The sequence below is a fragment of the Olleya sp. R77988 genome (assembly GCF_044594215.1).
In the GTDB taxonomy this organism is placed as follows: Bacteria; Bacteroidota; Bacteroidia; order Flavobacteriales; family Flavobacteriaceae; genus Olleya.
The window spans coordinates 1,771,783-1,792,119 of sequence record NZ_CP138988.1; the positions used below are offsets into that span (position 1 = coordinate 1,771,783).

A 20,337-nucleotide genomic window follows, 5' to 3' on the forward strand; every position below is an offset into this window, starting at 1 on the left:
TTCCTAGTTATCTCATCAATTACTATCTTTGATTACTCTACAAAACAAGGATAATGAATGTACATTTTATAGCAATTGGTGGATCTGCAATGCACAATTTAGCATTAGCATTACACAATAAAGGATACCAAGTCACAGGAAGTGATGACACCATTTTTGAGCCTTCCAAATCAAGGTTGGATGCTAAAGGATTATTACCTGAAACCTTTGGTTGGTTTCCAGAAAAAATCACTGATACTTTAGACGCTATTGTACTTGGTATGCATGCCAAAGCTGATAATCCTGAGTTATTAAAAGCACAAGAATTAGGCGTTAAAATTTATAGCTATCCTGAGTTTTTATACGAGCAATCTAAACACAAAACCAGAGTTGTTATTGGAGGAAGTCATGGTAAAACAACCATTACATCCATGATTTTACATGTGATGCATTATCATGATAGAGAAGTGGATTATATGGTTGGTGCACAATTGGAAGGGTTTGATGTTATGGTAAAACTAACAGAGAATAACGATTTTATTGTCTTGGAAGGAGACGAGTATTTAAGTAGTCCAATTGATAGACGACCAAAGTTTCATTTATACAAACCTAATATTGCATTGTTAAGCGGAATTGCTTGGGACCACATTAATGTGTTTCCAACATATGAAAACTATGTTGAGCAGTTTAGCATTTTTGTAGATAGTATTGTTAAAGGTGGAAGTATTAATTATAACGAAGAAGATCCAGAAGTAAAGCGAGTAGTGGAAGCGTCTGAAAACCCTATCAGAAAAATTGCATACCACACACCAGAATATACTGTTGAAGATGGCGAAACACTTTTAGAAACACCAGAAGGACCAATGCCAATTGAGGTCTTTGGGAAACATAACCTAAACAATTTAGCAGGAGCAAAATGGATTTGTCAACATATGGGAATTGACGAAGACGACTTTTATGAAGCTATTGCAACTTTTAAAGGAGCAAGTAAGCGTTTAGAGAAGATAGCCGAAAGCAAAACAAGTGTAGCTTATAAAGACTTTGCACATTCACCAAGTAAAGTAGAAGCGACAACCAATGCTGTAAAAGAGCAATACCACAATCGTACTTTGGTAGCTTGTTTAGAGTTGCATACATATAGTAGCTTAAATGCTGAGTTTTTAAAAGAATATAAAGGTGCTTTAGATGCAGCAGATGTTGCTGTAGTATTTTATAGTCCACATGCTGTAGAAATTAAAAAACTAGACAAAGTCACACAAGACCAAATAGCGACTGCTTTTGAACGTGACGACTTAATTATTTATACCAATCCAGACGATTTTAAAAACTATTTATTCGCTCAAGATTTTAATAATAAAGCCTTGTTACTAATGAGTAGTGGTAATTATGGAGGATTGGATTTTGATGAGGTAAAAGGGTTGATTGGTTAGGTTCGTTTAACGGTTTTGTGTATGGTTAGTTGCGTGGTTAAGCAACTAATTTAGCAAAAATGGAACGAACCAGAGGAAATTCCGAAGGAATTTCCACGTAGGCAAGTCACAAGCAATTAATTATACACGTTGTTGCCCACTGTTATTTTATTCGTTCAAAAGTCAGTTCTTCATTTCCACAAACTATTACAGTTCTTCCGTTAGTATTGTTCTCTCCAGAATTGACCATTTTTAAAATTTGATTATCATCTTTCAAGTCAAATCTCCATATTTGATTATCCGAATACAAAATGTCAGTTGATGATGGAATCATTTTCTCTTCATTTATGAATTCTATTATTTCAGATTGGATAAGTTTCTTTTCGTTTTTGTCAATCTCGTAAAATGACAATTGTAATCCCTTAATTTCTACAATTTTTTCAATATTATTTTCTTCAGCGGTTTTCTCTATTCCCCAATTCGTTCCAGTATTTTTCCATTTCCAATTTCCTTGAATTTTTTGAATGAGTTCATTTCTAATTACTGCTTTTAAAGAGTCCGATTTTTTTAAGGCAGTTTTGCCAAGTTCAGATTCAGGATTAGCTTGATAGGAAAAATATAAAGTTAGTCTAGCCTTTTCCAAGTCAGATTCTGAAAGATATTTATTAGACTTTTCGTAATAATCTAATTGCCTCTTTTCCTTTTTCAAATCTTGAGACCAAGAGTTAAATGAAAGACTTAAAAATATTAATAAAACGATTCTGTTCATAATTGTGGGCAACGTATAGATAAGGAGAGTTTTCAATTCTCTTTATCGAATGTTAAACGAAGTTAGTTGAAAATTTTGACAAAGTCAAGTTTTACTATTTAGTCCAAAAGTGACTCAATTTTTAACACGATAAGAATGAATAAAGTTTTCTTAAATTTTCTATCGCTCTAAATGCAAATTAAAAAAGTCAATTGTACGTGTCCAAGACAACTCAGCAGCTTCTTTATCATAACGTGGAGTGGTGTTATTATGGAAACCATGGTTTACATTTGGATAAATATAAGATTGATACGTAATATTATTTGCTTTTAATACTTTTTCAAAAGCAGGTAAACCTGCATTTACTCTGGTATCTAACTCGCCATATTGTAAAAGTAAAGGACATTTAATGTTTACCGCATCTTCATCAGACGGTTGTCTACCGTAATAAGGTACAGCAGCACCTAAATCAGGTAATTTAACAGCCATCATATTTGATATCCATCCACCAAAACAAAACCCGACAACACCAACTTGACCATTACAGTTTTCATGATTTTTTAAATGGTTGTAAGCAGCTATAAAGTCTTCTAACATTTTGTGTTTATCTCGCTTTTTTTGAAGCGTACGACCATCATCATCATTTCCAGGATAACCACCAAGAGGTGATAATGCATCAGGAGCAAGACTAATAAAATTAGCTTTTGCAGTACGTCTTCCAACATCTTCTATATACGGATTTAAACCCCTGTTTTCATGCACTACAATAACACCTGGTAATTTTGTTTTAAGGTCTTTAGGTTTAGATAACAATCCTTTAATTGTGCCTCCTCCTTTAGGAGAATCGTAAGTAATATAATCTGAATCTAAAGTAGGATCATCTGGTTTTACCAATAAGGTGTCCAAATAATTTGGAGACATAAAGCTAAGTAAAGAAGACACTGTAAGTCCACCTATTGCATATAAAGAAAGCTTCTCTGCAAATTGACGTCTATTTAATTTATTGTGTGCATAGTCGTCATACAAATCAAAAACCTCTTGATCAATATCTTCTTTTTTTAAATCTTTCATGGCTTACTTTTTTAAGTTGTCTTGTACTAGCTGTAATATACAAATTTTAAAAACAAAGCCTTGTTATTAATGAGTAGTGGTAATTATTGTGGATTAGATTTTGATGAGGTTAATGGGTTGATTGGGTAGTATGTCTGACTATATGTATTTTCACAAAAGTGATTATATAAAGGTATTATTGAAGTTAGTTAGCTGTTTTTTTTTCTTGATTCATATTCACCAAGCATATTACTTAGTTTTATTGTTTCTTCTTTGTTAGTCAAACCAGATTGATTAGCTACTATGATCATATCGGTAATATACTCGTATTCATTTCGATTTAAGATTTTGCTTCTTTGCAGGATTTTTTTTAATTTATTTTCTCTTTTGTATTCTAATTCTGCTTCATCAATTTTTTCCCAAAAATATTCAACTGTTTTTCCAGTCCCTTCTTGGAAATAAGTAAAAACATCTTTGATACAATATTTCAAAGAAGTTAAATTTCTGAATTGTGGTTCAGGATTTAAGCAATTTTCTTTCCAATTGGCATAGCAAGAAATAGTATGCTCTTGATGACTCTTTTCAAAATCGGGAGGGCATTCTACTTTAAAAGCCTTAATTGCTATGTCAATTGCAGCTGCTAATTTATTAGCTTCTTCCTGATATGTGTTTTTCTTTTTCATAAACTGGTAATTAATTATAATGATATGAAAATGTTTTAGTGTTTTATATCAGACTTTAAACTAAGTTAGATAATATTTGATAAAGTTAAATGCAATTACTTATTCAACAACACCAACCCAATCCCAATTAAAGCAGGAACTGCTTGTACAAAAAATATTTTTTTAGACACTGTTAAAGCACCATAAATACCAGCAACTACAACACAACCTAAAAAGAATAAAGCAATATTGCTATACCATTCTGGATTGCTAATAAAGTAAGTCCAAATTAATCCAGCTGCTAAAAAACCATTGTATAATCCTTGGTTTGCAGCCATCCCTTTTGTAGGTTTAAAGATCTCTTTGGGTAAACTTTTAAAGGTTTTACGACCAATGGTTTCCCAAGCAAACATTTCAAAATACAAAAAGTAAAGGTGTAATGCAGCTACAATTGCGATGATTATTTTTAGTAGTATATCCATAGTTGTTGTTTTAAAAAATGTTGTCCAAAAACGCTTTAATGCTTTCCTGATTTGCTCTTAATAGCTCATTTCTAGCATTCTCTATATCCTTAGGTTTTTTGTCTTGAGAGAGTTTAAATTTGCCTTCCCAAGTATCAATAGTAATCTCAAACATTTTGATGTAGCTAAGATTAGCATCTAATCTTGGATTGTCAGGCTCTAAAACATACTTGTGGTCTGGAGCTTCCAAAAACTCTGTCATAGTAATTAGACTTTGTTTTAAAGCTTCATCGCTTTCAATTTTAATAACCGTTCCAGTTAGGTGTACTTTTACATAGTTCCAGGTTGGTAATTGTGTTGTGGTATAAATGCTTGGCGATATATAACATTGTGGACCAGAAAAGATAATAGTAATATCCTTATTATCTTTTAGTAACTTGGCTTGAGGATTGTAAATATCGATATGTCCAACAAGTTTACCATCAGACTCGCGATATATTAAAGGTAAGTGTGTCACTAATGGTACATTATCTTTAACAGATATTATAGTTGCTAAAGGATAGGTTTTTATAACTTCAATTAAGTGAAGTTTATCATTGTCTTGATGATGTTTTGGTGGATAGTTCATAATATATCAAACTCCAAATTGCCTAAAATGGTGATCTAAATGTTTGTATTGCATTTTTCCCCATTGTTCTGGCGTAAAAACACCAAAACCAGGATGTGGTGCAAAATCTGTTTTGTCTTTTAATGTGTAAGATTCTTCAATTAAGGCCTTAAGTTTTGCTTTTTCGGTCTTAAAAACTTTACTCTCTTTAGGTTTTAAAAATTTTGCTGTAGGCAAGTTTTTCTTCCAAGCTTTATCATTGTACAATGATTTTTTAAAAAATAATTTTGCTAAAAAATTAGGCTTTAAATTATAATTATCATGTTCTAACATAATATTTAAAGGACCTTGACAATGCCATAACATTTGTCCAATAGTTAGTTTTCCCCAATTAGGTTGCGTGTTTTTATCAAGCTTTTCTATTCGGTTTAAAATGTTATTAATATCTTCTGCTACAAATACGGATTTCATATCTAATCATTAAAAAATTGCACTTGAAATTTACAATATTTATATTTACTAAATGCACGACAAACCATCTTCATTTTCCATAAAAAACTGGTCTCAAGACGATCAACCCAGAGAAAAGCTATTATACAAAGGGAAATCTGCCTTAAGCGATGCAGAATTAGTCGCTATTTTAATTGGATCTGGAAACAGAGAAGAAAGTGCTGTAGCTTTATGTAAGCGAATATTAGCAAGTGTTGATAATAATTTAACAGATCTAGGAAAACTAAGCATCAAGCAACTTACAGAATTTAAAGGTATTGGTGAAGCTAAAGCCATAAGCATCATTGCAGCTTTAGAACTAGGACGACGACGTAGAGGAGAGGAAGCACTAGAAAAAAAGAAAATTGCGTCTAGTAAATCTGTTTTCGAGCTCATGCAACCTATAATTGGAGAGTTACCACACGAAGAGTTTTGGATTATTTATTTAAATAATTCAAACAAAGTCATCCATAAAAACCTATTAAGTAAAGGAGGTATTACAGGTACTTTAGTAGATACGCGTTTAGTTTTAAAAACAGCTTTAGAGGTTGGAGCAGTAGGACTAATTTTAGCACACAACCATCCATCTGGAACATTAAAACCTAGTCAAGCAGATAAAGAGGTGACTTCTAAATTAAAGATAGCAGCACAAAGTTTAGATATAAAAGTTTTAGATCATTTGATAGTTACAGAGCAAAGTTATTTTAGCTTTGCAGACCAATCTTTATTATAAAATGTTACTAGTTTACACTCATAAAATAACACCAAGAGTCAAATTTGTTTTTAAACAAATTTGCACTAGAATTTTGGGTATTCCAGTTAGTTTTACAACCGTTATTGAAGAGTTTATAGCACATGACAGTTTAAAAATGTCCTATACAAGGCAACCACTAAGTAGCGAGATTTTTGTGCGTAGTAACGAGTTGTTATTTGAACAAGGCTTGTCAGATTTAGATATTACAGTATTACCTTGGGAAGACACAAAATGTTTTTTTATTACAGGTGAAAAAAGCGCATTACCTTTTGATATTTTTGCAGCTACTTTTTTCTTGATTAGCCGATATGAAGAGTATCTTCCACATGTAAAAGATGAGTATGGACGTTTTACAGCAGAAGAAAGTTTAGCCTTTAAAAACGGATTTTTAGATCAACCTGTTGTAGATGTTTGGGCTTATAAATTTAAGACTGTTTTACAAGGAAAATATCCAGAATTTAAATTCCCAGAGCAACATTATAATGTAAAGCCTATTATTGATATTCCTATTGCTTACGAGTTTAAACTAAAAGGAGTCATGCGTACTTTAGGAGGAACAATTAAAGATTTTTTTACCTTAAAATTTAGACGTTTATACCAAAGGTACTCTGTGTTAACAGGTTTTAAACGTGATCCTTTTGATAATTATAAGTACATAATAAATAAGCAAAAATCTTCAAAATTTAAATTTATATTTTTCTTTTCGATTGGCGATTTTTCGACTTATGATAAAAATATAAACCCACAGAAACAACAATTTGTGTCGCTAATAAAGCATATTGCAGACTATTGTCAAGTGGGTATAAAAACGTCCTTTTTTGCATTAACTAATTTAGAGTTGTTAAAAGAAGAAAAGCGAAGAATGGAAGGTATTATAAATACTTCCATAGTTGGGTCAAGACAATCTTACTCTAAAGTAAATTTACCAGAATCTTATCGTAATTTAGTCGAGTTAGAAATACCAGAAGACTATACAATGGGTTACGTTAATTATTTAGGATTTAGAGCTGGAACTTGTACACCTTTTTTGTTTTATGACTTAGATTTTGAAGTGCAAACACCACTTAAAATAGTACCTTTTCAAGCCTTAGATTTTACTTTTTTAAAATACCATTCGTTATTAGACAAAAAGCAAGCATTAACAAGATTAATAAAAAGTGTTAAAAATGTAAATGGGACATTTGTTCCGGTTTTTCATAATTACACTTTTAATAATAATCAACAATGGTTACACTTTAAAACCCTATTTAATATAATATTGGATGATAAAACAAAATAAAATAGAACACGTTTTTTTTGATTTAGATCATACCCTTTGGGATTTTGATAAAAACTCTGCGCTTACTTTTGATTTTATTTTTAATATGCATCAAGTTAAGATTAAGTTAGAAGATTTTTTAAAATTATACGAACCTATAAATCTTAAGTATTGGAAACTGTATCGAGAAGAAAAAGTAACCAAAACTGAACTACGTTATGGTAGATTAAAAGACACATTTAATGTGCTTAAATACCAAGTTAATGACAATTTAATCCATCAATTATCCGAAGATTATATAGATAATTTAACCAATCAGAATCATTTGTTTGATGGGACTTTTGATTTGTTAGAATATTTAAAACCAAATTATAAATTGCATATTATTACTAATGGTTTTGAAGAGGCTCAACATAACAAAATGAAAAAGTCTAATTTGTTGCATTATTTTGAAACAGTAACAAACTCTGAAATGGTAGGAGTAAAAAAACCAGACCCTAAAATTTTTAACTTTGCTCTAGACTTAGCTAAAGCAAATACTAATAATAGTATTATGATTGGTGATAATTACGAAGCAGATATACAAGGTGCTTTAAATATTGGTTTAGATGCTATTTGTTTTAATTACCATAAAGTTGAAGTTGGCTCAGAAATAAAAGTAGTAGATCACTTATTAGATCTAAAAAAATATTTATAAAAACAAAACACATGAAGCTGCAATATAAAATACTATCGATTTTAATTTTATTATTAAGTTTTTCAAACGGATTAAACGCTCAAGAAAAACTTAATGATTACAAGTATTTAGTTGTGACAGAGCAGTTTACTTGTCAGAAAGAAGCTAACTTATATAGACTTAACGGGTTATCTAAATTTTTATTACAAAAGCAAAATTTCAATGTACTTTTAGACTCAGAAGTATTACCAGACGAGCTTGTTAAAAACAATTGTTTGGCACTTTATGTGGACGTTATAGAAAATAACAACATGTTTACAACAAAATTAAATGTGGTGTTTAAAGATTGCAGAAATCAAGTTGTTTTTACATCTGATGAAGGAACTTCTAAAGAAAAAAAGTTTGAAGTATCATTTAATAAAGCACTAAGAAATGCTTTTAAAACCTTTGAAAATTTTAAGTATAATTATCAAGAAAAGTCACCAGAAATTAGTGTAACAGTTAAAGAAGAACCAGAACCAATTGTTGTAAAGCAAATTAAAGAAAAGCCAGAACCAATAAAAACTGAAGTATCAGAAACTATACGTACTGAAAACACTGTTTTATATGCACAACCTACAGCAAATGGGTTTCAATTAGTAGATCAAACACCAAAGGTGGTTTATAAAATAAAGACTACAAATCTTAAAAATGTATTTTTAGTAGAGGGTCAAGAAGCAATAATCTATAAATTAGATGCTAATTGGATATTAGAATTTTATAAAGAGGGTAAACTTCAAAAAGAAATATTAAACATTAAATTTTAATATCCATATTTTTCTTTCCAACGTAATCTTAAAAACTCTCGTTGACTATTTTCTCTTGCATTATTACCAGGATCATATAACTTAGTATTGCTTATGTTTTTTGGTAAAAACTCTTGTTCAGCAAAATTATTATCATAATTATGGCTGTACTTATAATTTTCTCCATAACCAATCTCTTTCATTAATTTAGTTGGCGCATTTCTAATACTTAAAGGCACACTTAAATCTCCAGTTTGTTTAACTAATTGTTGCGCATGGTTAATAGCCATATAAGCAGCATTGCTTTTTGGCGAACATGCTAAATAGGTTGCACATTGACTTAAAATAATTCTAGACTCTGGATAACCAATAGTTGTTACAGCCTGAAACGTAGTGTTAGCAAGGACTAATGCAGTTGGGTTTGCATTACCAATATCTTCGCTAGCCAAAATTAATAATCGTCTAGCAATAAACTTTACATCCTCACCACCTTCAACCATACGTGCTAAATAATAGACAGCAGCATTTGGGTCGCTACCTCTAATAGATTTTATAAAAGCCGATACTATATCATAATGCTGCTCTCCAGTTTTATCATAACGTACAGTATTATTTTGCACTTTATCCAAAACTAATTTATCAGTTATAGTTATGGTTTCTTTTTCTTCGCTATTTATAATTAGCTCAAAGATGTTTAATAGTTTTCTAGCGTCACCACCAGATAAGCGCAATAAAGCATCAGTTTCTTTTAGTTTTATTTTCTTTTTAGATAAATACTCGTCTTTTTTAATTGCACGCTTTAAAAGGGCTTCTAAATCTGTTTTTTCAAAAGCATTTAAAATATAAACCTGACAGCGTGACAATAATGCAGAGATGACTTCAAAACTAGGGTTTTCTGTAGTTGCACCAATTAAAGTGACCCAACCTTTCTCCACAGCTTGTAATAAACTATCTTGTTGAGACTTACTAAATCTATGAATTTCGTCAATAAACAAAATGGGGTTTTTAGTAGTAAATAAACCACCACTATTTTTTGCTTTTTCAATCACCTCACGCACATCCTTAACACCAGAACTAATTGCACTTAAAGTATAAAAAGGACGTTTTGAAGTTGAAGCAATAATATTAGCCAAAGTCGTTTTTCCAATTCCAGGTGGTCCCCAAAGTATCATACTAGGGATTAAACCTTGTTGGATATGCTTGGTTAACGTCCCGTTTTTTCCCACTAAATGCGCTTGACTAATATAATCGTCAAGGGTTTTTGGTCTTAATCTTTCGGCTAAAGGCGTGTTCATATTGTAAAATTAATTTAATTCCTGTGAAAACAGGAATCTTATTAAAGCTAATTATTAACTATTCTAGTTATGACAATATTTCACATTTATTTATTTGGTTAACTATTTGCTATATTTATTTCAAATGAAACAACAAGAACCTTTTAAATTCACTTTAGCAGTTATTGCATATCCAATAGCATTTGTAATGTTATTATGGTTAATCTTTGCTATAGAAATTAGATTTGGATTTAGCTTAAATAAGTTTGGTGTTTACCCTAAAAAAGTGTCTGGTTTAATAGGTGTGATTTGTAGTCCATTTATCCATTCCGGAATTTCGCATTTATGGCATAATACCATACCATTGTTTGTTTTAAGTACAGCACTATTTTATTTTTATAGACCAATAGCCTTTAAGGTTTTGATTTATGGTGTATTACTTTCTGGTTTTTTAACCTGGTGTTTTGGACGTCCATCCTATCATATTGGAGCAAGTGGATTAATATACGTTTTAGCTAGTTTTATCTTTTTTAAAGGCGTTTTTGCAAAACATTATAGGTTAATAGCCTTATCATTATTAGTCGCTTTTTTATATGGAAGTATGATCTGGAATACTTTACCATTAACAGAAGGTGTTTCTTGGGAAGGTCATTTAAGTGGATTAATTGTAGGATTAGTTTTTGCTTTAGTATTTAGAAAACAAATAGCAAAACCAAAAAGATACGTTTGGGAAGATCCAAATTATAACGAGGAAGAGGATGAGTTTTTACAACATTTTGATGACAACGGAAACTTTATAGAAAGAGTAGAAGAGGAGGTCATTGAAGATGTGCTTCCAGAAGAAAGCAATCCTTTAACCATCAACTACAATTTTAAAGAAAACAAAGACTTATAGACGTTGCCTAACCGCTTCATATAAAAAAGCACCACAAGCAACACTAACATTTAAAGATTCTATCTCACCTAATAAAGGAAGTTTAGCTTTCTCGTTAGCTAGTTTTAAAACCGAAGGATTAATACCACGACCTTCAGATCCCATAATAATTGCACAAGGTTCTTTAAATGAAACATCAAAAATGGTATTATCTGTTTTTTCTGTAGCAGCTATAACTTTAATATCTGATGCTTGTAAAAAGAAAACAGCATCTTTAATATGATCTACTCTGCAAATAGGTACTTTAAAAACAGCACCAGCACTAGTCTTAATAGTATCTCCATTTACTGGAGCAGCGCCTTTACTTTGGATGATGATTCCATCAACTCCAGTACATTCTGCAGTACGTATAATTGCACCAAAATTACGTACATCGCTTAGTTGGTCTAATAATAAAAATAAAGGTGTCTTTGTTTTTTCAGAAACCATCTCAAACAACTCTTCAATCTCATAAAACTTAATTGGCGAAATCTGTGCAACTGCGCCTTGATGATTGTTCTTAGTTAATCTATTTAACTTCTCAACAGGTACATAAGAGGAATTGACTCTTTTAGTTCGTAAAACAGCTTCCAATTCTTGAAACAACTCTCCTTTTAAGCCTTTTTGTAAAAAGACTTTATCTATATGCTCTCCAGCATTTAATGCTTCAATGATTGCTCTTAAACCAAATATTTGAGTGGTGTTTTCCATCTTACAAAGGTATAAAAAAAGAGCCTGCAAATAGCAGGCTCTTTTTAAACTTATTATGTTAAAAAAAAATGTTATTTGATAACCACTTTTTTATTGATTACTGAATTTCCTTGTTGGATATTTAAAAAGTATACACCCTTAGAATAGTTAGATAAATTTAATGAACCTTCAATTGTTGGGCTATTGTTTTTAAATGGTTCTTTAGTATAAATTACACGACCTTGTATATCAATTAAAGATATATTTACCTTATCATTTGAAATAGAATTAAATGAATAATTTAAAGTTTCTTTAGCTGGATTTGGCCAAACTGATAAGTTTGTAGGATTATTAAATTCATCTACACTTAAAGAGGTAGCTAAGCTAGCTCCAGTTACAATTAATGAATAGTTTTGTAATCCATTTACTAATGATCCTTTATGCGTAATAGTTATTGTATATGTTCCAGCAGGTGCACTATCAACATTAATACGTTCAAGATTATCTACTAGGTTATCCCCTTTGATAGCTAAACCAGCAACATTACTTAATTGTAATTTCCAAGGGAAATATGTCGTGTTAGAGGCGTCCGTAATTCTTATATCTAAATCGTTTACTAATGCAGGAGTACTGCTATTTACTTGTCCATCTTGTGCTGCTCCTGCTGGATCAGTCCAGCAAAGTGTAGCAATTAAAGGTTCACCAGCTCCTATAGTAACTTGTGATGTAAATGTTTGATTATTATTTAATGTAGATTCAAATATTACAGCATCTCCATTACTAGCGTCTTCAATAGTCTCTGCTGATACTTTAGCATTTAATAAACCCCACCCAAAAATTGGATCAGGACCTGGACTAGATCCATTATCGTCTGCAGTATGGCATACCAAACCTTTTAGTGTTGCGGATTTCATGTAATTACTGTTTATCTGGTTGTAATACTGTTGTAATAATAATAAAGTTCCAGAAGTGTTAGGAGCAGACATTGATGTTCCGCTTAGAGTTCCGTAAGCAGCAATACTAGAATCTAATGTTGAGTAAACATTGGTTCCATCTGCAGTAATATCTGGTTTTACCCTACCATCATCAGAAGGTCCTTGACTACTACTTGTGTTAATAAAAAGATTTAACATTTGTCCACTTCCATTAGGGTTGATTAATGGGTTGTTAGCATTTGCAACTACTAAATTATTTTTACTGTTTTTATTTGTAGTTAATTTATCATAATTATTAGCTAAACCACCATTGTAAGTGTCAGAACCACTATTCCCTGCAGATGCTACCATTAGATAATAAGGCGAATTAAACGCTACATTATCCCAAGTTGCTGCATCTGTACTATAACATCCCATCATCCAAGTAGGAGCATTTTGTGTACCACCTATCGAAACTGGAATACCATATGAATGATTAGAAAGTAATAACCCATTATTTGTAGCTTCATCTAATGCTTCAAGATCATCAAAATCCCAATCAAAAGAAGTTAATGTAGCTTGTGGAGCCATACCTTTAGCATTTGCTTGTACACCTTTTGCTACTATAGTACCTGTAACATGTGTTGCATGAAAGTTTTCTGAATTAGAAGAAGAAAAATCTGGAGTAGCTACCCTTGTAGCAGGTATTGTTGCATTATCAGTAAACTCTTGATGAGTTGATAAAGCAGAACCTTCATCCCATACACCAATATGCATATTTTGACCTTCTATATTTAATCCAAGTCCACCACCATTGTGTAAAAAATTAGTTCTAGTAGCTATTGCTTCATCTGCATTATCAGTAGATAAATATACTGGCTTACCATTTAGTATATATTTAATTTCAAATAATACGCCTTTATCATTTCTATACTCTCGTTTTATGTTGTTTTTTAAAACGTACTCTTCAATCTCTTTGTTAGTTTTTTTGTTTTTCTCCTCTAGTTGCTTTTTTAGTAACTTGATTTCTGATTGATTGTACTCGCTAATTATTGCTTTTTTTTCTTCTTCTGTTTGAGCAATTATATTATTAATACTTAATAACGTAAGTGTCAATAGTAAAAATTTCTTCATAATATTTCTTTTTTAACAAATATAAAATATTTAGTCTATGGTATTATTTTTTTAACAAAAAAAAACCTTTGAATTAATTCAAAGGTTCTTTTTGTTGTTTATTTAATATAAACTATAGCTTAGTTAAAGTAAACTCAGCAGTGATAGGATCACCACAAGAGTTACCTCCTTCATCATCTATATAAATTACTTGTATTACAGAATCATCTGCACCATCATAAGTTCCTGCAGTAGCTGCTGGACCTAATGTAGTAGATACACCTCCACAACCAACACCTGTTGGTTGCCCACTTACAACAACAACGTTATCACAAATAAGGCTAAAGTTAAAGTCAGCAGGTCCAAATACACCAAAAGCTGGGTAAACAGGAGCGCTAAAAACTCTATCTGTTGGTTCTGCACCTACAGATAATGTATAAACACCAGGTGTAAATGTTGGTGTGTCAAAAATACCGTTTGCTACATAAGAAAGTGCATAATCTCCAGTAAATGGAGCTGATATAGGACACAATTTTATTAAGTTTAAAGTAAATTGATTTGAATCAGAAACAGAAGAACTATTACTTGATAAATTAAAAATAACAGTTTTACCTTCGGTAGCTGCATTGTCAAAATCTGCTACAACACTAAATGAAGTAACTATTTCTCCATTATTTAAAGTTGTTGACGCTGTAGTAATATTGAAATCTACACCTTCAACAGCAGTTGATGCATCATCAACAGTTATTGTATAAGGTGTGTTAGTGTTAGCAATTGCTGTAGCAGAAACTACTACATCAAAAAGGTTGCTTGCACCATTTTCTACTAGTAAAGTACCACTATCACTAGGATAGAATAATGTGTTTGGTGCTCCTAAATCGGTTTCTATTAAATCTCTGTTACAAGAAGTAACAATAGCACTTACTACAAAAAGATATAATATTTTATTTAAGTATTTCATAATCAATTAATATATTATTTAGTTATTGTTTCAGTATAAGATCTTAAGATTCCTCCACCTTGTATTAAGTCCCAGTTAATTATCATAGTCTCTGAACAAGAGTCATAGTTACCAGTTGCTTGGATACTATATGCTGGTTGTGGCGCTCCAATCCATGTAGTTGTACAAAGATCTTGTAAAGCTATAGTTATTTCGCTAGTGGTAGTATCTATATTAGCTACTACTGGATTACTAGTTACAATAACTTCATCCCAATATCCAGGATTAGTTAACCATCCATAAGCAATACCTTCCATAAAGAAAGTTGTACCATCGTATGATGTTGTAATTTGACTTGCATTATCACCTTCTCCTCCAGAGTTATCATTACCTGACCAACTTGCATCACCTAATTCTTGAAGAGTGTAAGGACAGTCATTATCTACAATTGTTAAAACAACAGATTTGTTGTTTGCATCTGGACCAGGATAACCTAAACTTACACCAGCTGAATTAAATGTAATTGTAATTTGCTTGTCTCCGCCAGCTACTAAGTTATCTATTGGCATGATAAATACAGAATCTGATAAATCACTACTTGAAAAATCAAATGATGATTTATTATCTACTATCATATAGTCAACACCTTCAACAGCATCACCTGTAATTGTAAATGGTACTGATAAATTTTGAGCACTACCAGCACTTGTTGCGTAAAGTGCCTCTACTTCTATAGGGCTTGTTACTAACTCATTAACTGATAATTCAGTTTGAGAGAAAACAACAAATGTTTCTGAATCGAAGTCTATATTGCTATATTCCATGTCTTTTTCATTACAAGACACTAAAAATATTAGCATTAAACTTAGAATTGATATTAATTTAGTTTTCATTTTTTTTTCGAATTTAAGTTATTAGTAACCTGGGTTTTGTTGAAAACCTGGGTAAACGTTTATTTCTGACTGAGGAATTGGAAGTTGGAATAAGTGACTTCCAGCTGCGAAATTTGAGAACTCAGGTGCTACAGGAGTACCTGTACCATCAAAAAATTCACCATCTACAGTACTTCTTACAACAGACTCATTCCATCTTTTAAGATCAAATAATCTGTGACCTTCAGCAAATAATTCAAGTCTTCTTTCTAGTTTGATTGCATCTAATAATGCAGGACCAGTTTCACCTGGGCTAACAAAACCGTTATATCTATTACTTCTAACAACATCTAATGCAGCTAATGCTTGAGCAAATTCACTACGCATTGCATGTGCTTCTGCTTTGTTAAGATATACTTCCGCTGCTCTAATTACTTTAGCATCTACAGCACCATTATTTTGACCTGGCTCACCAAACATTTTTGTAATAGTGTTGTATAAATTTCCAGATGCATCAGATTGAATTAAAGTATATGCACCAGAAGATTTTCTTACATCTGTATTTTGATATAAATTATATAACTCAAAAGACATAACATATTCTGGTACTACATTACCATTAGCAGATTGACTCCACTCAATACCAATACCAATACCATCTAAAATTCTATCTTGGTCAATTTTTAGTAATATACCATCTACACTAGAATCTGTCCATACACCAGGGAATGTACCAATACTAGCAACATTAGTAGAAACTGCATTAGCTGCAGTAATTGCATTTAGATAATTACCATTATATAAGTAAGCTCTTGATAATAATCCATTTACTGCATCCTTATTAAATCTACCAGAACCATTATCTGCATTAACTAAGTTTTTTACTGCTTCTAACTCATCAATGATGAAATTGTAAGAAGTTTCAACAGTTGGTCTTGGAATCTGTATATTAGGATCAATTGATGTAATTATTGGCATACCTAAAGATTGAGATGCACCAGCAGATTGAGTAGGTATTTGTGAAAATACTCTAACTAAATCAAATAAAGCTAATGCTCTTGCAGCTCTTGCTTCTGCTATAATGTTATTCTTATCTGCTCCAGCAGGTAAATTATCAATATTTGCTAAAATTAAATTAGCTCTATTTGTAACAACATATGGAGAGTACATGAAACCCCAAGCTAAATTTGGAGCTTGTCTCCATTCAAAAAAGCTTCTGTTACTTAATCTACCTTCTTGTGCTATTATAACGTTATCTGTCATAATATCTGGTCTACTTAGGAAGCTACCTCCATAGTAAGTTCCTCCTAAAAATCCTGAATACACACCTCTTATTGCTGATTCAAAATCTGCAAGGTTATTGTAAAACGATTCAGGAGATACTGAGTTGTTTGGTAATTGCTCTAACTCATCATCACATGAATTAAACAATAATACACCAAAAACTAGTATTAATGTTTTAAATATATTTTTCATAATATTTTATTTTTTTAAAATTTTAATTCAACACCCATCTGTACAGATTGTGTTTGTGGGTAACTATATAAATTATAAGATCCAAAACCAACATTGTTTGTTGTTTCTCCAGAACCAATACCTACTTCAGGATCTCCGTTAAAATACGGTACATATGACCATAAGTTTTGACCTTGAACAAATAATCTTAAAGAATTAATTTTCATTCTTTCAGTAAAACTACTTGGTAAGTTATATCCAACAGTTAAGTTTCTTAATCTTACGTAGTCACCTTTTTGTAACCATCTATCACTTGAGTTTTGAGCTTCATTTCCAAAAAGAGGACTTGGTAATACATTTGTGTCTCCTGGGTTTCTCCAGTAATTAAATGCATCTAATCTTTGGTTGCTATCAACACCAGTACCATCACTTAATGTGTTTGATTCTACAAAGTTTTCAACATAGTTTCCTACTTTGTAATAGAAATCAGCAGCAAAATCAAATCCTTTATAAGTCATGAAAATATTTGCTCCACCATCAAATTTTGCAATTGGAGATTTACCACTTAATACTTGTGCGTCTGATGCACTATATTGGTTAGTAACGTTTCCATCAATATCATAAAATAATGGTTCTCCATTTGCAGGATTAACACCAGCCCATTGTACTAGATTATAAGTGTAGATTTCTTCACCTACACGAATAATACTATTGTCTACTAAAATATCCTCACCTTCTGGAGAATCTGCTGTAGGAATAAGTTTTGTAACTTCATTATCTACAAAAGCAATATTACCACCAACTGTAAGGTTGAAATCACCAAGATCTTCTCCTTTAATGATATCTCCACTAAGTTCAATTTCTAAACCTTTATTAGTCATTTCTCCAATGTTACTAAAGATAACACCATCTGGCTCTCCACCTAAACTTGATAAAGGAGCATTAAGTAATAAATCTGATGTTGTTCTTTGGTAGTAATCTATAACACCACGAACACGTCTATTTAATCCAGAAAATTCAACTCCAACACCCCAAATAAAGTTTTGTTCAAATCCTAAATCAGGATTTCCATTATCTGTAGATACTGCTGTTGCAGCTCCATTTAAACTCCCAAATCCTAATGTAGCAACAGAAGCATAAGAAGCTAAACCATTACTGTTACCAGATGTACCAGCAGAAGCTCTTATTTTTAAGTCATCAATAAAATCACTGTTTTCTAAAAAGCTTTCTTTAGATAAGTTCCATGCTAAACTTCCAGACCAGAATACACCATAACGGTTATTTTGACCAAAAGTAGAAGAACCATCTGTTCTAATAGAAGCTGTTGCTAAATATTTACCATCATAGTCATAATCTAAGAAACCACCATAAGATAATAATGCTCTTTCAAATAAATTTGTAGACGCTGCAGTTGGTAAAGTTGCTATAGATTGTACTCCTTGATAATCATTACTAAATCCAGAACTAGATAAACTGTAAGTTCTTAAAGTTCTTTTGTTAAATTCAAATAAACCTGTTAATGTTACATTATGCTTTTCTGCATATGTATTATTATAAGAAAGTAAGTTTGTTACAGTAAGGTCTAATTCATTAGAACCATTATCTGTTTTACTTCCTGGGTTATTTGCATCACCTACATATCCATCTAATACAGAACCTGGCTTATTGAAATATTCTCTTCTATAAGCAGTGTTTGTAGCTCCAATTTTAAATGTATTAGTAATTTTATCTGTTATACTTGCTGCTGCACTTACACCTCCAATGATAAAAGTTGTGTTATCACTTTCTGGGTTGTTAATTAATGCTTCAGAAATTGAGAAACCAGCTCTTGTTAAGTTAAATTGAGGGTTTCCGTTAGTATCTAATACTAAGTTATTATCACCATCTAAAATATATTTTGTTTCATATGGATTATAATCATACATAGCTCTAAATGGATTCTGAACATTGTTTCTATCTCTTGGTTCATCACTTCTTGTAGTTGTTACACTTACATTAGTGTTAATCTGTAACCATTTTTTAGCTTGGAAATTTAAATTTAATCTTCCGTTTAATCTTTCAAATCCACTTACATCTTTAATGATACCTGTGTTTCTATCATGTCCTAAACTAAAGAAGTATGACATTGTTTCAGAACCACCATCTACAGATACAGTATTGTTTTGTATATATGAATTTCTTAATAATTCACTTCTCCAATCAGTATCACGTGCTACTAATAAATCATACTCAGCTTGAGTAGATACTTGAGCACCAGGTAAAGCTGTTGCATTTGCTACACCTAAAGCAGATAATTCACGCTCATATTGTATTTTTTGAGCAGCATTCATCATTTCAAAATTGTCTTGAATACCTTGACCAAAACCAACTCTTGAAGATATTGTAACTCTTGCATCTCTATTTTTCTTTCCTGATTTAGTCTTTATAATAACTACACCATTTGCAGCTCTAGACCCATATAATGATGCTGTTGCAGCATCCTTTAATATAGACATAGTTTCTATATCATTTGGATTTACAGAATTAAGATTAGGTGCAATTACACCATCAATAACATATAAAGGCGCACTTGATGCATTAATAGAACCAACTCCACGGATTCTTACAAAAGCTGTTTGACCAGGCTTACCATTTCCAGCTACTACTTGTACTCCAGGAGCAACACCTTGTAGCATGTTGTCAATTGATGTAGTAGGAGAAAGTTTTTGAATGTCATCAGTTGATAAAGTTGTTACAGCTGATGTCAATTGGTCTCTTTTTTTACTACCAAAAGCTGTAATTACCACTTCGTCTAAAGCATTATCAGGCTCTAAAGACAAGTCGATTTTGTTTGTTGCGCCAACAGTAACTTCTTTGTTTGCATAACCAACATAACTAAATTGTAATCTGTCGCCAGAATTAGCTTTAATTGAATAGTTACCATCAAAATCTGTTGACGTTCCATTTGAAGTTCCTATAACTACTACTGTAGCTGATGGTAATGGTAAACCATTTTCATCAGAAACGACTCCAGAAATTGTTTTGTCTTGTGCAAATGATATTTGCACAACAAACGCTAGAAATAGCGTTAAAATTCCACTAAACTTTGTTTTCATTTTTTATTTTATTTGAATTAGTCTCCGCCAAAAATCATAATAAAAACTTAATAAAACAACTTTTTTATCATAATTTTTGATTTTTACAAATGAATTATTCAATGTTTATGCAATTGTATTTCAATTTATTCAATTAAATGGAAGTAACTTCATTTTGAAATAGATTAAGCTAAGACTTTTTAAATGATATGCG

At 31.5% G+C, this 20,337-nt stretch carries 19 protein-coding genes; 6 read left to right on the plus strand and 13 right to left on the minus strand.

The features are described from left to right. The first annotated feature begins 53 nt into the window (after positions 1–53). Positions 54–1,409, plus strand: a complete 1,356-nt coding sequence (murC, locus tag SJY17_RS07875; protein WP_397362021.1) for a UDP-N-acetylmuramate--L-alanine ligase — start codon at positions 54–56, stop codon at positions 1,407–1,409. 142 nt (positions 1,410–1,551) lie between these two features. Here murC and SJY17_RS07880 read toward each other — a convergent pair whose 3' ends face one another. The 6 genes from SJY17_RS07880 to SJY17_RS07905 all read right to left on the minus strand — a co-directional run bounded on the left by SJY17_RS07880 (position 1,552) and on the right by SJY17_RS07905 (position 5,387). Then, positions 1,552–2,157, minus strand: coding sequence for a hypothetical protein (locus tag SJY17_RS07880; protein ID WP_397362022.1), 606 nt, complete (start codon positions 2,155–2,157; stop codon positions 1,552–1,554). 159 nt (positions 2,158–2,316) lie between these two features. Next, positions 2,317–3,207 (minus strand): dienelactone hydrolase family protein, encoded by an 891-nt coding sequence (locus tag SJY17_RS07885; RefSeq protein ID WP_397362023.1) that lies wholly within the window; start codon positions 3,205–3,207, stop codon positions 2,317–2,319. 188 nt (positions 3,208–3,395) lie between these two features. Further along, positions 3,396–3,869, minus strand: coding sequence for a hypothetical protein (locus SJY17_RS07890; RefSeq protein WP_397362024.1), 474 nt, complete (start codon positions 3,867–3,869; stop codon positions 3,396–3,398). 95 nt (positions 3,870–3,964) lie between these two features. Beyond that, positions 3,965–4,330 carry a DUF1304 domain-containing protein gene (locus tag SJY17_RS07895; RefSeq protein WP_397362025.1) on the minus strand — a complete coding sequence of 122 codons (366 nt, stop codon included), beginning with the start codon at positions 4,328–4,330 and terminating at the stop codon, positions 3,965–3,967. A 10-nt stretch (positions 4,331–4,340) separates the two neighbouring features. Continuing rightward, a complete protein-coding gene (locus tag SJY17_RS07900; RefSeq protein ID WP_397362026.1) occupies positions 4,341–4,937 on the minus strand; it encodes an FMN-binding negative transcriptional regulator in 597 nt (198 codons plus the stop codon). A 6-nt stretch (positions 4,938–4,943) separates the two neighbouring features. Next, positions 4,944–5,387, minus strand: a complete 444-nt coding sequence (locus tag SJY17_RS07905; protein ID WP_397362027.1) for a DUF1569 domain-containing protein — start codon at positions 5,385–5,387, stop codon at positions 4,944–4,946. 52 nt (positions 5,388–5,439) lie between these two features. On the opposite strand from SJY17_RS07905, the gene radC reads away from it, so the two are divergent. The 4 genes from radC to SJY17_RS07925 are packed head-to-tail and all read left to right on the plus strand — an operon-like array spanning position 5,440 to position 8,899. Next, on the plus strand, positions 5,440–6,138 hold the full coding sequence (gene radC, locus SJY17_RS07910; protein WP_397362029.1) for a DNA repair protein RadC: 699 nt from the start codon (positions 5,440–5,442) through the stop codon (positions 6,136–6,138). Position 6,139: 1 nt separating this feature from the next. Further along, on the plus strand, positions 6,140–7,438 hold the full coding sequence (locus tag SJY17_RS07915) for a polysaccharide deacetylase family protein (RefSeq protein WP_397362030.1): 1,299 nt from the start codon (positions 6,140–6,142) through the stop codon (positions 7,436–7,438). Further along, positions 7,422–8,114, plus strand: coding sequence for a YjjG family noncanonical pyrimidine nucleotidase (locus SJY17_RS07920; RefSeq protein ID WP_397362031.1), 693 nt, complete (start codon positions 7,422–7,424; stop codon positions 8,112–8,114). The genes SJY17_RS07915 and SJY17_RS07920 overlap by 17 nt, the downstream gene beginning before the upstream one ends. Before the next feature lie 11 nt (positions 8,115–8,125). Next, the gene (locus SJY17_RS07925; RefSeq protein WP_397362032.1) at positions 8,126–8,899 is read left to right on the plus strand and encodes a hypothetical protein; all 774 of its coding nucleotides are present in this window, start codon (positions 8,126–8,128) and stop codon (positions 8,897–8,899) included. Here the strand turns inward: SJY17_RS07925 and SJY17_RS07930 are convergent. Next, complete coding sequence (locus SJY17_RS07930; RefSeq protein WP_397362033.1) at positions 8,896–10,173, minus strand: replication-associated recombination protein A; 1,278 nt, start codon at positions 10,171–10,173, stop codon at positions 8,896–8,898. The genes SJY17_RS07925 and SJY17_RS07930 overlap by 4 nt on opposite strands. A gap of 124 nt (positions 10,174–10,297) precedes the next feature. On the opposite strand from SJY17_RS07930, the gene SJY17_RS07935 reads away from it, so the two are divergent. Next, positions 10,298–11,047, plus strand: a complete 750-nt coding sequence (locus SJY17_RS07935; protein WP_397362034.1) for a rhomboid family intramembrane serine protease — start codon at positions 10,298–10,300, stop codon at positions 11,045–11,047. Here SJY17_RS07935 and rlmB read toward each other — a convergent pair. The 6 genes from rlmB to SJY17_RS07965 form a co-directional block, all read right to left on the minus strand. Continuing rightward, positions 11,042–11,776 carry a 23S rRNA (guanosine(2251)-2'-O)-methyltransferase RlmB gene (gene rlmB, locus SJY17_RS07940; RefSeq protein ID WP_397362035.1) on the minus strand — a complete coding sequence of 245 codons (735 nt, stop codon included), beginning with the start codon at positions 11,774–11,776 and terminating at the stop codon, positions 11,042–11,044. The two genes, SJY17_RS07935 and rlmB, sit on opposite strands and share 6 nt — an antisense overlap. Positions 11,777–11,847: 71 nt before the next feature. Beyond that, positions 11,848–13,803, minus strand: a complete 1,956-nt coding sequence (locus SJY17_RS07945) for a S8 family serine peptidase (RefSeq protein WP_397362036.1) — start codon at positions 13,801–13,803, stop codon at positions 11,848–11,850. Between the two features lie 112 nt (positions 13,804–13,915). Next, positions 13,916–14,743, minus strand: coding sequence for a hypothetical protein (locus SJY17_RS07950; RefSeq protein ID WP_397362037.1), 828 nt, complete (start codon positions 14,741–14,743; stop codon positions 13,916–13,918). Between the two features lie 14 nt (positions 14,744–14,757). Continuing rightward, positions 14,758–15,615: a hypothetical protein gene (locus tag SJY17_RS07955; protein WP_397362038.1), complete on the minus strand. Its 858-nt coding sequence runs from the start codon at positions 15,613–15,615 to the stop codon at positions 14,758–14,760. Between the two features lie 21 nt (positions 15,616–15,636). Beyond that, complete coding sequence (locus SJY17_RS07960; protein WP_397362039.1) at positions 15,637–17,070, minus strand: RagB/SusD family nutrient uptake outer membrane protein; 1,434 nt, start codon at positions 17,068–17,070, stop codon at positions 15,637–15,639. A 14-nt stretch (positions 17,071–17,084) separates the two neighbouring features. Further along, on the minus strand, positions 17,085–20,144 hold the full coding sequence (locus tag SJY17_RS07965; RefSeq protein ID WP_397362040.1) for a SusC/RagA family TonB-linked outer membrane protein: 3,060 nt from the start codon (positions 20,142–20,144) through the stop codon (positions 17,085–17,087). Between the last annotated feature and the right edge of the window lie 193 nt (positions 20,145–20,337).